Source organism: Affinirhizobium lemnae (assembly GCF_022968395.1).
GTDB lineage: Bacteria > Pseudomonadota > Alphaproteobacteria > Rhizobiales > Rhizobiaceae > Neorhizobium > Neorhizobium lemnae.
The window spans coordinates 108,287-122,856 of record NZ_JALJQZ010000003.1 but is presented as its reverse complement, the minus strand read 5'-3'; the positions used below and the strand labels follow the sequence as shown (position 1 = coordinate 122,856).

The 14,570-nt window shown below is 58.3% G+C and carries 14 protein-coding genes and 1 tRNA gene; 3 read left to right on the top strand and 12 right to left on the bottom strand.

Annotated elements, in window-relative coordinates:
- Window positions 1–7: 7 nt before the first annotated feature.
- From metG to MUU53_RS03080, 5 genes are all read right to left on the bottom strand, one after another.
- Window positions 8–1,567, bottom strand: a complete 1,560-nt coding sequence (metG, locus tag MUU53_RS03100; protein WP_247259546.1) for a methionine--tRNA ligase — start codon at window positions 1,565–1,567, stop codon at window positions 8–10.
- 84 nt (window positions 1,568–1,651) lie between these two features.
- Window positions 1,652–2,680: a DNA polymerase III subunit delta' gene (locus MUU53_RS03095; protein ID WP_247259545.1), complete on the bottom strand. Its 1,029-nt coding sequence runs from the start codon at window positions 2,678–2,680 to the stop codon at window positions 1,652–1,654.
- Complete coding sequence (gene tmk / locus MUU53_RS03090; RefSeq protein ID WP_247259657.1) at window positions 2,677–3,354, bottom strand: dTMP kinase; 678 nt, start codon at window positions 3,352–3,354, stop codon at window positions 2,677–2,679. The genes MUU53_RS03095 and tmk overlap by 4 nt, the downstream gene beginning before the upstream one ends.
- 91 nt (window positions 3,355–3,445) lie before the next feature.
- The gene (locus MUU53_RS03085; protein ID WP_377307249.1) at window positions 3,446–4,582 is read right to left on the bottom strand and encodes a D-alanyl-D-alanine carboxypeptidase family protein; all 1,137 of its coding nucleotides are present in this window, start codon (window positions 4,580–4,582) and stop codon (window positions 3,446–3,448) included.
- Between the two features lie 98 nt (window positions 4,583–4,680).
- Window positions 4,681–5,895 carry a septal ring lytic transglycosylase RlpA family protein gene (locus MUU53_RS03080; protein ID WP_247259544.1) on the bottom strand — a complete coding sequence of 405 codons (1,215 nt, stop codon included), beginning with the start codon at window positions 5,893–5,895 and terminating at the stop codon, window positions 4,681–4,683.
- A 344-nt stretch (window positions 5,896–6,239) separates the two neighbouring features.
- Here MUU53_RS03080 and MUU53_RS03075 point away from each other — a divergent pair.
- Window positions 6,240–6,329 (top strand) — tRNA-Ser (locus MUU53_RS03075).
- Window positions 6,330–6,391: 62 nt separating this feature from the next.
- Here MUU53_RS03075 and MUU53_RS03070 read toward each other — a convergent pair.
- The 5 genes from MUU53_RS03070 to osmF form a co-directional block, all read right to left on the bottom strand.
- Window positions 6,392–6,700, bottom strand: a complete 309-nt coding sequence (locus MUU53_RS03070; RefSeq protein ID WP_247259543.1) for a LysR substrate-binding domain-containing protein — start codon at window positions 6,698–6,700, stop codon at window positions 6,392–6,394.
- A gap of 41 nt (window positions 6,701–6,741) precedes the next feature.
- A complete protein-coding gene (locus tag MUU53_RS03065; RefSeq protein ID WP_247259655.1) occupies window positions 6,742–7,500 on the bottom strand; it encodes an ABC transporter permease in 759 nt (252 codons plus the stop codon).
- A complete protein-coding gene (locus tag MUU53_RS03060) occupies window positions 7,500–8,435 on the bottom strand; it encodes an ABC transporter ATP-binding protein (protein ID WP_247259542.1) in 936 nt (311 codons plus the stop codon). Before MUU53_RS03060 ends, MUU53_RS03065 begins: the two co-directional genes overlap by 1 nt.
- The gene (locus MUU53_RS03055; protein WP_247259654.1) at window positions 8,432–9,598 is read right to left on the bottom strand and encodes an ABC transporter permease; all 1,167 of its coding nucleotides are present in this window, start codon (window positions 9,596–9,598) and stop codon (window positions 8,432–8,434) included. Before MUU53_RS03055 ends, MUU53_RS03060 begins: the two co-directional genes overlap by 4 nt.
- A gap of 75 nt (window positions 9,599–9,673) precedes the next feature.
- Entirely contained in the window at window positions 9,674–10,588 is a 915-nt protein-coding gene (gene osmF / locus MUU53_RS03050; RefSeq protein WP_247259541.1) for a glycine betaine ABC transporter substrate-binding protein OsmF, read from the bottom strand.
- Between the two features lie 391 nt (window positions 10,589–10,979).
- Here osmF and dinB point away from each other — a divergent pair, with 391 nt between their 5' ends.
- Entirely contained in the window at window positions 10,980–12,020 is a 1,041-nt protein-coding gene (gene dinB / locus MUU53_RS03045) for a DNA polymerase IV (RefSeq protein ID WP_247259653.1), read from the top strand.
- A gap of 34 nt (window positions 12,021–12,054) precedes the next feature.
- Here dinB and MUU53_RS03040 read toward each other — a convergent pair whose 3' ends face one another.
- Together MUU53_RS03040 and MUU53_RS03035 are read right to left on the bottom strand one after the other, a co-directional pair.
- Window positions 12,055–12,618 carry a J domain-containing protein gene (locus MUU53_RS03040; RefSeq protein ID WP_247259652.1) on the bottom strand — a complete coding sequence of 188 codons (564 nt, stop codon included), beginning with the start codon at window positions 12,616–12,618 and terminating at the stop codon, window positions 12,055–12,057.
- A gap of 79 nt (window positions 12,619–12,697) precedes the next feature.
- On the bottom strand, window positions 12,698–13,918 hold the full coding sequence (locus tag MUU53_RS03035) for an MFS transporter (RefSeq protein ID WP_247259540.1): 1,221 nt from the start codon (window positions 13,916–13,918) through the stop codon (window positions 12,698–12,700).
- A gap of 220 nt (window positions 13,919–14,138) precedes the next feature.
- Between MUU53_RS03035 and MUU53_RS03030 the strand changes: the two genes are divergently transcribed.
- Window positions 14,139–14,564 carry a DUF4864 domain-containing protein gene (locus tag MUU53_RS03030; protein ID WP_247259539.1) on the top strand — a complete coding sequence of 142 codons (426 nt, stop codon included), beginning with the start codon at window positions 14,139–14,141 and terminating at the stop codon, window positions 14,562–14,564.
- Window positions 14,565–14,570: the final 6 nt, after the last annotated feature.

Here is a 14,570-nt window from a genome sequence, read left to right as displayed (position 1 = left end):
TCGACTATCAGGCCTTGTCTGCTTCCGGGGCAACGTAGCGCGGGAAAACCGGGCTCGGCGCTTCCAGCACGGTACCGGGCTTCAGGCGACCCGCCTCGCCCAGTTTGTCGAAGGTGCGGTCCTCTTCCGCAACGGCCACCAGATCGAGGATCTTTGCTGATGATGCAGGCATGATCGGCTGGAAGAGAATGGCGATCTGGCGAACGACTTCTGCCGTTACCCACAGCACTGTACCCATGCGGGCGACATCCGTCTTGCGCAGAACCCATGGCTCCTGCGCCGCGAAATAGCGGTCGGCTTCGTTGACGATGTTGATCACCGCCGCCACGGCCTTGTGGATCTGCTGGCGGCCCATTTCCTCGCGGCAGATGGCGATTGCCTCATCTGCCGTTGCCAGAATGGCCTTGTCGGCATCCGTCAGCGGACCGGGTTCCGGGATTTTGCCCTCGCAGTTTTTGGCAATCATCGAAAGAGAACGCGATGCCAGATTGCCGATGCCATTGGCGAGATCGGCGTTGATGCGGGTTGCAATCCCCTCCTCCGAATAGCTGCCGTCCTGACCGAACGACACTTCGCGCAGGAAGAAATAGCGCACCTGGTCGAGACCGAAATGGTTCACCAGATTGACCGGATCGATCACGTTGCCCACCGACTTCGACATCTTCTCGCCCTTGTTGAGCAGGAAGCCGTGTGCATAGACGCGTTTCGGCAGCGGCAGGCCCGCCGACATCAGGAAGGCCGGCCAATAGACGGCGTGAAAGCGAATGATGTCCTTGCCAATGATGTGCGCATCCGCAGGCCAGTATTTCGCGCGCGGACCGTTCTCATCTTCCACATAGCCGGTGGCGGTGATGTAGTTGGTCAGGGCATCGACCCAGACATACATCACATGCTTGTCGTCGCCCGGTACCTTGATGCCCCAGTCGAATGTGGTGCGCGAAATCGAAAGATCCTTGAGGCCGGATTTGACGAAGGAAATAACCTCGTTACGGCGCTCATTCGGACCAATGAAATCCGGCTGGTCTTCGTAAAGCTTCAGCAGCTTGTCTTCATAGGCGGACAGCTTGAAGAAATAGCTCTCCTCCTCCACCCACTCCACAGGCGCTCCCTGCGGACCATAGCGTACGCCGTCGGCCCGCAGTTCCGTCTCTTCTTCCTGAAAATAGGCTTCGTCGCGAACGGAGTACCAGCCTGCGTAGCTGTCCTTGTAGATGTCGCCGTTCTTTTCCATCCGGCGCCACACTTCCTGCACGGTCGCGTGGTGACGCGCCTCGGTCGTGCGAATGAAGTCGTCGTTGGAGGAGTTCAGCAGCTTGCCCATCTCGCGGAATTCGCTGGAATTCCGCTCGGCCAGTTCCGCAGCAGTAATGCCTTCATTGCGCGCCGTCTGCTGCATTTTCTGGCCGTGTTCATCCGTTCCTGTAAGGAAGAACACGTCCTTGCCGTCCAGCCGCTGGAAGCGTGCCATGGCATCGGTCGCAATCAACTCATAGGCATGGCCGATATGCGGCTTGCCGTTGGGATAGGAAATGGCGGTCGTAATGTAGTAGGGCGTTTTTGAGGACATCAAAGCCAGCGTTCAGTTCGTGATTTCTATCGCCCGCGTCTTACCCCATGTTTCGGCATCGCGAAACAAGCAAGTTGCGTAATCTCAGCGGGCAATGTCTTCGAGCAGTGAAAGGATGGTCTGCTTGCGGTCCAGATTGTACCCTTGCGAGATCGAAATGCGTTCGCTGACCTCCGAGACCAGACGGGACACACGATCCGCTTGCCTCAGATCTCCCGCGAGAGCCGCATCGCGCGCTCGTCGCATCAGGTGGGTGGAAATGTGATCGAGGAAGAAACCGAAGATCACGTCATTGTCCTTGCCGGACAGGACATCGGCCAGTCTGTGCATTGCGCGCCGTGCCGAAGGTCCTTCCGCGGCAAGAATATCATCGAAGGCCGAGACGATCTCCGTGCCGCCATAGTTCAGGAGCTTCAGCGCCCGCGATACGCTACCGCCAGCAGAGGCAAGCACGTTCAACGCAGTTTGACCACCGTCCAGCTCGATCCGCAGGTGGCCAAGTGCTTGGGTAAGGTCGTCGGTCGAAAGCGGGTTGAGCTTCAGCGGCAGGCAGCGCGAGCGAATGGTGGGCAAAAGCTTGCCCGGCGCGTGACTCAGCACCAGAAATAATGAGCGCTTGGGCGGCTCTTCGAGGATCTTCAAAATGGCATTTGCAGCATTGCGATTGAGATCGTCGGCTGGATCGATAATCACGATACGCCAATTGCCAGTACCGGAGGTCTGCGAAAAGAAGTGCCCTGCCCGCCTCACCTCGTCAACGGTAATGGCGGTTTTCGTTTTCCCGGTTTTTTCGTCAACGGGTCGCGCAAGATGCAGCAGATTGTGCGATGCGCCCGACGCGATCTGCCGGCTGACCATACTGTCGAGATCAGGATCGGCCAGATGATCCGGCGCCTCTTCAGGGATGGGATGAGAGAGAACGTGATTCGCAAACCGGAAGGCAAGCGTAGCCTTGCCAATCCCTTCGGGGCCTTCGACGAGAATCGCGTGATGACTGCGCCCGGACTTGTAGAAGCGCGCCAGAAATTCCTCGGCCTGTTCATGTCCGAACAGACGGTTGTTCAGTTGCGGTGGGATTGCTCCATCCAGCACCGCGCCGCTCGTCTCGCTCATCGTTCCATGCCCGTGCCGCCGCGCTCTTGCATAATGGCATCCACCATGGCCATGATCTCGCTTGCGACCTCGTCCTCGGTCTGCTGTGCATCGATCAGGCGACAGCGTTCTGGGGCGGCTTCAGCAATTTCGCAAAACGCCTGCCTGCGCTTTTCGTGAACCTCGACCTCTTCCTTTTCAAAGCGATCTGGTGCGTCCGATGCGCCTTCCGCCTCGCCGCGCTGGCGTGCTCTGGCAAGGCCAACCGAAGCCGGAAGGTCCAGAATGATCGTCAGATCAGGACGAACTCCATCGATTGCGATTTCTTCCAGCGCATCGACGAAAGCCGCATCCAGATTTCCGGTTATGCCCTGATAGACTCGCGACGAATCAATGAAACGATCACACAGCACCACCCTGCCGGAGTTCAGCGCTGGCCGGATGACCTGCTCCACATGGTCGTTGCGTGCCGCGGCAAACAGCATGGCCTCCATGCGAACGCCAAAGCGTTCTGCCCCACCGGACAGCAGCACATGGCGAACGGCTTCCGCACCCGGCGATCCGCCCGGTTCGCGTGTCACCAACACATCATGGCCCTTGTCCTTCAGGCTCGCGGCAAGCCGGCGGATCTGGGTGGATTTGCCAGCCCCCTCGCCGCCTTCGAATGTCACGAACAAGCCAGTGGCTCCAGTCACGGTCATCATGTCTCCGGTGGCGCTGGTCGGTGCATCGTCCTGCACCGGCTGCTACCACGCAAAAATTGAATTTGATCGACTGGCCGCAAGATCACAGCCAGAAGAACATGAGTTCCAGTACGGCATCCGTGGCCTTTGACACAAGTCCGCCGACACCAACGGATTGATTTGCGTAGAGAGGAACCGACTTTATCTCGCGTTCGCCTTCCGAAATCCGGAGCGTTCCGATCTGCTGTCCCTGCTCGATGGGCGCACGCAAAGGCCAGTGATAGACGATACGCCCGGATAGCCGCTCCGGATTCTTGCTCGGCACATAGACATCCACCGAATCCTTGGCCACGAGATCGACATGCGAACGAGCGCCACCATAGACGGCGGCCTGCCCGATGACTTCCTGTGCCTTGAACACCGTTCTGGTTTCGAACGAACTCAGAGCCCATTCCAGGATCCGGCGCGATTCCTCTGAACGCTCCTTGTCGCTGGCAAGCCCGCCGAGCGCCATGAACAGTCGCGTACCGTTACGCTCTACCGAAGCGACGGCTGCGAAACCGGCACCTTCGGCATAGCCTGCTCCCAGTCCATCTATACCGATCCCCAGCGTAAGAAGCGGATTCTTGTTGCGCTGAAAAATCTTGTTCCACGTAAAGTCCGGCTGGCTATAGAGCTTGTAGAAATCCGGATAGGTCGTGTAAATGTGGCGGGCAAGTTCAACCAGATCACGCGCTGTCGTGCGGCTCTCCTGTTCGGGCAGACCGGTCGAATTGCCGAATGTGGTGCGCGTCAGCCCGAGGTCCTTCGCCCTGGCGGTCATGCGGGCTGCGAAGCTGGCCTCATTTCCAGAGATGCCTTCGGCGAGAATGATACAGGCATCATTGGCATTATGCACCACGACGCCGCGCACCAGATCCATCACCGGAATCTGGGATCGCAAAGCGGCAAACATGGTCGTCGTGCCAGATGGCGCGCCGCCGGTTCGCCATGCATTTTCCGATACAGGGAAGGTGTTGTCCGGCTGAAGCTCACCCTGCTTGAGGGCTTCGAACACCAGATCCATGGTCATGAGCTTGGCAAGTGAGGCGGGCGGAAAAGCCTGGTTCTCGTTCTGCGCGAGAAGCACCGTCCCGCTTTTTGATTCAACCAGATAGACTTGCTTCGCCTTCAGGTCTGCCAGGCCCTGCGCACCCGAAGGACTGGCAGTCAACAGGCCGCCAGCCATGGCGGCGACCATCAGAAGCGTCGAACGGGTATAGCCGCAAATCATGGTAAAACTCGCCAAGCGCATGCTTGCATAGCTAGCAGTGCAGTGGCGCCTGCGCAACCAAAGGATCAGCGCTTGGCAGGCTTTTGCCCTGCGGAATCGTTGACCTGTTGCATCATTCCGTCATCGCGAAGAATGACGTTTCCAAAAACCACCTGCGGCCCGCTTGGTGCGCGCTTTGCCGGTGCCGCATAGGCAGTTTCAGACGTGTAGGCCGGCGCAGCACTGCGCTTGACGGGCTGCACTGCGTTCTTGGGCTGAGGTGTTGCAACTGCCACTTGCGCGGGCTGAGGCGCATGAACGGGTGCCGCCACGGGCCTGGACGTCACTGGCGCAACAACGGGAGCGGCAGCCGCAACTTGCGGACGTGCATTGGGAAGATTGGCCGGTCTGTCACTCGGCTTCGGTGCGGAAATTGCCGCAGTCTGAACCGGCTTCGGAGCAGAAACAGCGGCGGTCTGCGCCATCACAGGCGCGGCGGGCATACGTGTTTCCGGCTTTGCTGCTTTAGGTGTGTTAGGGCGCGCCGCTGGGGTGGTCGTGCCGCCATTGCGGGCAAAGCTCTGCAACTGGTCGCCCAGCGGCTGGTTGGAAGCCACCATCACGCCTGTTGCGATCTGCGGGTCAGGATAGATACCTGGCAGGCGGCTGCCCTTACGCACATAGGATGCCATCAAGTACGGCATGTCGTGACCGCTGAGATCCGCCTTGCCGACGTACTGAACATTCACGCGTGCCGTGCCGATCCGCTTGAAGTCCAGCAGTTCAGCCGTCTTGTCGGAGACATCGATGATACGACCCGAATGGAATGGACCACGATCATTCACACGAACAACAACGGAGGAGCCGGTGTCCATGTTGGTCACGCGGGCATAGCTCGGCAGCGGGAATGTCGGGTGCGCCGCAGACAGGTGTTCGCTGTCATACACCTCCCCGTTAGCCGTGTACCGCCCGTGGAAGGCAGAACCGTACCAGGAAGCCAATCCAGTCTTGTTGTAATTGGGATCTTCCTTGGGAACGTAGACCTTGCCTTTGACCTCGTAAGGATTGCCCACCATGTAGCGGCCGCCACCCTTCGGTACGGGCTGGCCATCTGCTACCACGCGCGGACTGGCCTTCACGCCATATTCGCTCTCCGCAAAATATTCCTTACTTTTGGGCTTGTTCTTTTTGGCCGCTGTCGGCGTGTTGGATGTCGAAGCGCAGGATGCCATGCTTGCACAAACAAAGGCGACGCCAAGCCACTTTGCACCCAAAACGAGCTTATTCTTTCGCGAACTCAAACTCTTGCCCCACGCATAACACACTACACGCACCGTCCCAAAACGGCGAGCACGCAAGGGCCGAGACCCTGTCGCTCTCATGTGCCTGAAGTTTTGCCCTCAACGTGGCCAAATTGCGATCCAAAAGAGTGGATAATTAAAATTACTCGCAAATATGGTTAACATTTGACTAAAACCCCAAGGGTGCATCGCGACTGTTGGAGCCACTGTTCCGCTCGAGTGCGCGCCAATGTCTGACGATCACGTAAAATCAGTTGCGTGCGGTATGAGTGCAGTTGACGCAAGCCATCACATCACTATAAACCGCTCCAAACCGAGCCGTCGCGCTTTGCGTCGGCAGACATGGAAGAGTGTCCGAGTGGTTTAAGGAACCGGTCTTGAAAACCGGCGTGCGTGAAAGCGTACCGTGGGTTCGAATCCCACCTCTTCCGCCATGACCGCACCATTCTTTAGAGTGCGCGAGATTCAAAGCGACACCACATCCCGAGTTAGATTGCTACAGTGTGCCCGGTTCGGTCGGTGGTTCATCCCCGGTGAGAACCCAGCCGAGATTGCTGCGATGGCGGATGAAATCCCGGAATGTTCTGATTTTCGCCGGAAGATAGGCACTGTAAGAATAAACCGCATAAAGGGGTGGAGCGACGTTGATGACGCTCGGCAAAACAAGCTCCAGCCTGCCGCGCTTGAATTGTTCTTCCGCCAATATGGCGGGCAGAAACAAGAAGCCCATTGCTTTCTTTGCGCGGTGAGCTTTTTTGGGGCGCATCTCATGACGCCAATCTGAAGTCGTTGTATCGATAGACACACTCGGCGGGGTTTGTTTCAGGACGCCGGATGATGTGCTTGTCAGGGTTTTCCGTCAGTCGTTGCGAGCCGACGTAGACCGAACCGGCGTTCTAGAATCGTCAAGCTATCATGGATCAGCAAGGCCAGTGCCGCCACAAGCACCCCCCCCTGGAGAATGAAGGCGTAGTTGTAGCTTTGCAGACCTGCAACGATGACTTCGCCCAGCGTCTTTGCCGCCACCGTGGAACCGATCGTGGCCGTCGCAACGCTGATAACTGCGGATAGTCGAATGCCGGATATGATCAAGGGCATGGCGAGTGGCAGTTCAACCCGCATGAGCCTCTGTGGCTCGCTCATCCCGCTGCCTCGTGCCGCCTCGAGAACCGCTGGATCTATCGTGCGCAGCGCCGTCAGCGCATTCTCGAAGATCGGAAGAAGGCCATAGAAGATGAGTGCTACGAGGGTGGGGCCGTTGCCGAACCCCAGAACCGGCACGCAAAGGGCCAGAACTGCAACGGGCGGAAACGTTTGGCCGATTGAAACGATGCTGCGGGAAAGAGGCAGAAAATCACTACCGACCGGCCGCGTGACGAAAATGGCGGCGCTGATAGCCAGGATGGCAGCTACCGTCGTCGCGGCAAGAACCAGGGCCAGATGTTGGAGCAGAAGAGACAGCAGATTGCCCTGAAGGTAGATGACCGGCATGTTCTGATCGACAAGCAGCCGAAGAGCCGGTTCAAACCATTCCGGCCTCACAAGAAAGGCCAGAATGCCGAGGCCGAATAGCGCTCTTGTCAACGATCCCGCCGCGATCTGCATCATCGCTCCGCCGCCGCCGCAAGCAGGCGCGAAAGCGTTACCCGCCGTGGTGCGTTTCCATCTGGCTGGGCAATGGGCGCCGCATCACGTCCGCTCCAGAGAAGGTCTGACAAGGCTTCGCGCTGGGTCAGATCCGCGGGCAAAGCTGCGCCAGCGGCCTGCCCATCTTCGGCAATTGCGTCGATGCCATTCAAGGACAGGAGACGGAAAGCGCGCTCTGCCTGCCCCACCATTTCCGCCACGAATGAATCCGCTGGATGCGTCAAAAGCGTTCGCGGTTCTGCATACTGCAGCAACTTGCCCGCATTCATCACGGCAATCCGATCGGAAAGACGAAATGCTTCGTCCATGTCGTGGGTCACAAGCAGAATTGTCATGCCGAGTTTACGCTGAATATCCCGCAAATCGCTTTGCGCCTTGGCCCGGATGATCGGATCGAGCGCGCCAAAAGGTTCGTCCATCAGCAGCAGGTCGGGCTCTGCCGCAAGGGCGCGTGCTACACCGACGCGTTGCTGCTGACCGCCGGACAGTTCATGCGGATATCGCCGCGCGAAGCTGTCGAATTCCAGCTGAAAAAGGGCCAGCAGTTCGCGCACCTTTTGCTCGATCTTTGCTCTATCCCATTTCAGGAGACGCGGTACCGTCGCGATGTTGTCGTAGACCGTTTGGTGCGGGAAGAGGCCGTGTCCCTGGATGACATAGCCTATTCGCCTCCGCAATTCGTGGGGCTGTGTGCCTGTTATATCCTGCCCGTTGATTTTGATCTGCCCGGAGGTTTGGTCGATCAGGCGATTGACCATGCGCATGAGCGTGGTCTTGCCGGAGCCGGATGTGCCCACGATCGCGGTGATCGTCGACGCTGGAATCTGCATCGAAACCCGGTCCACGACAGCGCGCCCATCGTAAAGTTTGGAGATCTCGTCTATCTCGATCATGCGGTGGCAATCTCCTTGCGAGCGCGGGTGGCAAGTTCGGTCAACGCGTCCATGATCACGGCGGCACAGAGGGCAAGCGCGACAGTTGGCAGCGCCCCAAGCAGCACAAGATCCGTCGCAGTCTGCCCTATTCCCTGAAAAACGAAGACGCCGAAGCCGCCACCGCCAATGAGTGCCGCGATCGTCGCCATGCCGATGTTTTGCACCAATACAATGCGAATGGCCGTGAGGATGGCGGGCATGGCAAGCGGCAACTCTATCCGTCGCAGGATCTGGCCATCGGTCATGCCAAGGCCTTTGGCAGCATTGCTGACGGCAGCATCCACGCCAACCAGGCCGCTCACCGTATTGGCCACGATGGGAAGAAGCGCATAAAGAACGAGCGCGATGAAGGCGGGTGCGGCTCCGATACCCCGGATGCCGAGTTCGGATGCGCCAGGCAGATTTGCCGCTATCCAACCGAGCGGCGCAATCAGCAGTCCGAAGAGCGCGATCGATGGAATGGTCTGAATGACATTGAGAACGTTCAGTATCGCGGCTCTCAAACGCTCGACCCGGTAGCACAGAATGCCAAGCGGCAATCCGAAGGCAAAGGCAATCACAAGCGATCCGACTGCAAGCGCCAGATGTCGCCAACCTTCGCGCCAGAAGCTGTCGGCTCGGCTTGAAAACTCTTTCAAGAGAGAAAGCTCATTCCAGACGCCGATTCTCGCCAGCAGCCCGAGTAGCGCGAGGCCGGCCAGGAGAAGGAGAATTCTGGCCAGTGGTCTTGGACGCAATCGGGCCAGCGCATCAATCAGCAGCATCGCAAACGCAAACAGCAGCATCCAGAAACCGGTCGCCGTCGAGACGCGCGCAAAACTATTGCCTTCCGGCGTCAGAAAGCTGGCTGCGAGGCCGATCGCGATGAGCACCGTGACAAGACCAAGGCATGCCGCGGTCATTCGGACCAGCACGCCCGCTTTCAAGATCGCGCTTACGAGCACGGCAATGACTACCAGCATCAAACAGGCGGCGGCCCATGTGGGCAAGGCCGAGAAAACCCAAACCGGCTGTCCCTGTACGATCCGGTTGGCCTTGAACGTGACGAACGGGACAAACAGGAGTGTTGGCATGGCGATAAGCGCGATGACAACCCCCAGTTTGTCGATCTTCTGTTTGATCAAATCCGCGCTACCCGTTTTACGTTTCCCGAACGGAGCCGGAGGCTGATCCGGCTCCTCGATCAATGCATAGTATTACTTCAGAAAGCCGTTCTTCTTCAGAAAATCATCGGCCACCGCCTTGGCAGGTTCGCCACCCAATTGAACGCGTCCATTCAGTTCCTGCAACGTCACGAGATCGAGCTTGGCGAAAACCGGCTTGAGGATTTCCTCGATCTTCGGGTTCTTCTTGAGAACGTCTTCACGAATGACGGGCGCGGGCTGGTAGACCGGCTGCACGCCCTTGTCGTCTTCCAGAACCACGAGCCCGGATGGCGCAATGCCACCGTCGGTACCGTAAACCATGGCAGCATTTGCGCCATTGGTCTGATTGGCCGCCGCCGCGATTGTCGCAGCCGTATCGCCACCGGAAAGCGTAATCAACTGGTTGGGCTGGAGCTTGAAGCTGTAGGTCGTCTGGAAGGCTGGCAAAGCTGCAGCGGAATTGACGAACTCCGCAGATGCCGCGAGAACGACCTGCCCGCCACCCGTCACATATTTCCCGAAATCCGAAAGCGATTTCAGCTTGTTCTTGTCGGCCACATCCTTACGCAGGGCAATCGCCCAGGTGTTGTTGGCCGGTGATGCTGAAAGCCAGACCACCTTGTTGGTATCGTAATCCAGCTTCTTTACGGTCTCGAACGCCTTTGCCGCATCCTTCCAGGCAGGATCGTCCGCCTTGTTGAAGAAGAACGCGCCATTTCCCGTATACTCCGGGTAGATGTCGATTTCCCCTGCCAGAAGCGCCTTGCGCACGATCGGCGTTGCACCCAGTTGCAGGCGATCGGTCGCCTCGATGTTGTTGGCCTTCAACATGCTGAGAATGATGTTGCCCAGCACGCCGCCTTCGGTGTCGATCTTCGAGGAAACGACGACCTGGGCCTGTGCCGCTGTCACCGATAGTCCAAGCGCCACAACGAGGGCGCTGATGTGTTTGCGGATGGCAGTCATTGAAAATCCCTTCCCCGGATCAAGCCATGAAAAAACGTGTACAGACGAAAACGCACGGACTGGCGCCAGCGGATCTGGACCGGGCTTCATCTAGTGCAAGGATTGCAACTGGCGAGGCGCAGTGAGCGAATTTCCGATCCTCCTACGCGGGATCCATCGCAATTGTTACGCAGCTCGCAGCGTATTCTGCAATTCTCATGCTGGGTAGAAGAAGCAACCTCCACAATCCATACATCCATCTTCACACTTAAAGCCGAGACTGATATGTTCCATATTTGTTCTAAATATGCAACCGATGGAAATGGCCGTGCAGGTGTCTGCAGAAAATCAGTTGGTCGATGTCACAAAGTCGGCGTCGACATACGTGATCCGCAAGATCATCCATGTCGATATGGATGCCTTCTACGCATCTGTGGAGCAGCGAGATAACCCGGATCTGAGAGGCAAGCCGGTTGCCGTTGGCGGGGCAGCAGCGCGCGGTGTCGTGGCCGCCGCCAGCTACGAGGCGCGCAAATTCGGCGTGCATTCCGCCATGCCCTCGGTAACGGCGGCGCGCAAATGTCCAGACCTCATTTTCGTCCGCCCGCGCTTCGAGGTCTACAAGGCCGTGTCGCAGCAGATCCGCGAGATCTTTGCGGAATATACGCCGCTCATCGAGCCGCTCTCGCTGGATGAAGCCTATCTCGATGTAACCGAGAACCTGAAGGACATGCCGATCGCGACGGAAATTGCTCTGGAAATTCGCCAGAAGATCAAGGCTGTCACAGGCTTGAATGCCTCGGCGGGCATCTCCTACAACAAGTTTCTGGCCAAGATGGCGAGTGACCTGAACAAGCCCAATGGTCAGGCCGTCATCACGCCCCGCAACGGCCCGGCATTTGTGGAACAGCTTCCGGTGAAGAAGTTTCACGGCGTCGGTCCCGCAACGGCGGAGAAAATGCACCGGCTCGGCATCCATACCGGCGGCGACCTCAAGACGAAATCGCTCTCCTTCCTGACCGATCATTTCGGCAAGTCCGGCCCCTATTTCTATGGTATCGCGCGGGGCATCGACAATCGTCAGGTGAAGCCGGATCGCGTGCGCAAATCCATCGGTTCGGAAGATACGTTCGCGGCCGATATCAGCGACCTTGGTGCTGCAAAGGCGGAACTTGCGCTGCTTGTCGGCAAGATCTGGGCCTATTGTGGCGCCCGCAACATGACCGCCAAGACAGTCACGCTGAAGGTCAAGTACAGCGATTTCCAGCAGATCACCCGCAGTCGCACCCAAACATTGTGCTTCGTCAACGAGGCAGAGGTTCTGGGCGTATCGGAGTCGCTTCTGGAAACCGTCTATCCGTTTCGCAAGGGTGTGCGATTACTCGGCGTCAAGCTGTCCAGCCTCAGCGAGGAAGCAACAGAACCGTCCGCCCAACTCCCGCTTTTTATGTAACTGGTCTAGAACAGCCCGGGATCACCCTTCCGTTTTATTCCGCCGCCTTGGGAAGTTCCACTTCCAGCTCATAGGTATAGCCGTCGAGCATGGAATAGGCCTGTTCAATCACTTTGATCTCACCCTCGGCCTTGGTAATGGCATCGGCAATCGTATCGCAACGGGCTGTCAGCATGCGGCCTATGACGTCGCTGTCCGGGCGCTTGCCCATGCGGTCCATATGGTTGCGAATGCGCCCGCGATGGCGCTCCAGTTCCAGAATATGAAAACGCGTATTGACGATCCTGTCTGTCAATTTGCGGCGCATGGCGGCAATCGGGTCGAAGCTGCCGGGTGCCCGCTCGTCGAGAATGATCTCGTTGACCAGCGTGTCCAGGACCAGCAGTCCTTCCAGATCCTTGCTGTCGGTCAGTTGCGGATCATAACCCGTGTCATCGTAAACCTTGCGGCGCACGGGATCGAGCAGCAGTTCATAAGATGCCGTCAGCTTCGAAAATGCGTCCACATCACCACCTGCATCCGGATGTGCTGTCTTTGCACGGGAGCGGTAGGCGGTTTTAATGGCTGCGCCGTCTGCATCGCGCGCCACGCCCAGCATCTTGTATGGGTCGATCACGGTTCCACCTGGTGCAAGATTTTCCAAGGTCACCCTCTCGTACTGCGTCACATCGCTCGCCTCAACCCCTCGCCGCATCTTGTGGCGAAACAGCGGCCAGCACCTCTTTTTCCCCATCATTTGCAGCAACAGGCACACGCCCTGCCAGCAATCGGGGCACCCGTCCCTGAGCGACCGGCGCCATGATGAAGCTTATGACCAGGAAGGGCAAGAGCACGGCAAAGCTTGCGGGAAGCCCGGCATGTTCCGCAACGAACCCGAGCAGCGGTGGAACGCCGATATTCGAAAGCAGAAGCGTCAGCGAGAGTGCGGCCAGATTGTCTGCCGGCTGCCCCTGCCCCCGTTCGATCGCCGTGGCCACGGCCAATGGGAATGCAAGCGCAACACCACATCCGATCAGGAAGAGCGCAACCCCCGCCTGCCAAAGGCCCTGCGCAGACAAGAGCAGCGCGATCCCAACAGCGACTCCGCTTGCAGAGCCGCGAACCAGCGTCTTGGCGCCGAACTTCTCCCGCAGCTTGTCTCCCACCAGCCGCGTGGCGCCCATGCCGACGGTAAACAGCGCATAGAGAATGCCGGCGGTCGCGGGATCGGCGGAAAGAACTTCCCGAAGGTAGAAAATCCCCCAGTCGTACACGGCCCCTTCGCTGATGCAGATGCCGAAGACCATGACGCAGATGAGAATGATGATGCGATCCGGCAACACGAAAACCTGTCGCTTTCCCGCCGTCGCCGCAAACTGCATGTCGGGCGGCGCGATGCGCCAGACCGTAAAGCAGCAGAGGAAAACCACGAGCACCGCACCGGACTGGTGCAGGAACGGGCTGAGCCCTGCTTCCGCCAGATACCCCGACGCCAGCGAACCGATCAGAAGACCGATCGACCAGAAACCATGGCTTCGCGAAAGCACCTTCTTGCCCGTCCGCTGCTCGATCCCGGTGGCGATCATGTTGGCTGCGACATCCTGAATGGTGCGCAGGAAACCAAACAGCAGGAAGCAGAGAAAGAACCCCCAGAAGGGCGTGATGGTCAGGAACGGCGTCGTCAGCGCCGCAGCCGAAAGCAGAAGCGGTGCGGCCACACGAGGGGTCAGCGCGTTCACCACGCGCCCTGCAACGGGCAGCGCCAGGAAGGTGCCAATCGGCGCGCCAAGAAGCGCAAGGCCAAGCCAGGCCTTGTCCACGCCCAGGCTTTGCTGGATCGCAGGCAGACGGGTGAACAATGTAACGAAGACAATGGCGTTGCAGAAAAACAGCAACGCCGGAGCGCCAAGGATTTTCATGTCGAGATAACCGGGAGGGAGTGCGAACCAACGAATCTCACTTCGCTGTGGCGGAAACAAGATCGCCGCCCAAACCAATGCATGATCGGATTCTGAATTATCGCCGTAGTTGCGTCTCGGAAACAGTTTGTGTCGGCTTTGTGAAGGTATGCGCGGTTTCCCCTCTTCACCTCGGCAAAAACTGGATTATCCTGTCACTCTATCTTCGAGGAGAACGCGCATGGCATTTCGACTCGCATTCGCTCTTGTTGCCCTCGTCCTTGCTTTCGTGCGCCCGGCTTCGGCGGAAGATCCGGTCGCGGAAGCGCAGAAAATCATCGCTGATCAGATCAAGGCCCTGAAGACCGATGACGCGCGCACCGCCTACTCCTTCGCATCGCCCGGCATCCGCAGCATGTTTCCCGATGAGCGGGTTTTCCTCACCATGGTGCGTGAGAAATACGAGCCGCTTTATCACGCCGTGAACTATGCCTTCGGTCGGTCCAAGCTTGTCGGCGGCGGCGAGGTCGTATTCCAGGAAGTCATTCTGACAGGTCGCGGAACGAAGGATTTCACAGCGATCTACGACATGCGCCTGCAGGATGATGGCACCTACAAGGTGAATGGCGTTCGAATGCTGGCCAAGACCACCAGTCAGGGAATCTGAACTGTT